The organism is Klebsiella sp. 141161, from assembly GCF_050600815.1.
Lineage (GTDB): Bacteria > Pseudomonadota > Gammaproteobacteria > Enterobacterales > Enterobacteriaceae > Klebsiella > Klebsiella aerogenes.
In genome coordinates this window covers 1-211 of sequence record NZ_JAQIRN010000039.1, presented here as the reverse complement: position 1 = coordinate 211, position 211 = coordinate 1, and the positions used below count along the sequence as shown (strand labels likewise).

Genomic DNA, 211 nt, shown 5'->3' with positions numbered 1-211 from the left:
GGAATATTGCACAATGGGCGCAAGCCTGATGCAGCCATGCCGCGTGTATGAAGAAGGCCTTCGGGTTGTAAAGTACTTTCAGCGAGGAGGAAGGCATTAAGGTTAATAACCTTGGTGATTGACGTTACTCGCAGAAGAAGCACCGGCTAACTCCGTGCCAGCAGCCGCGGTAATACGGAGGGTGCAAGCGTTAATCGGAATTACTGGGCGT

Annotated in this window: 1 rRNA gene; it reads left to right on the top strand. The window is 52.1% G+C overall.

From position 1 onward, the window contains the following. Positions 1–211: ribosomal RNA gene (locus tag PGR79_RS23875) — 16S ribosomal RNA — on the top strand; the annotation flags it as partial.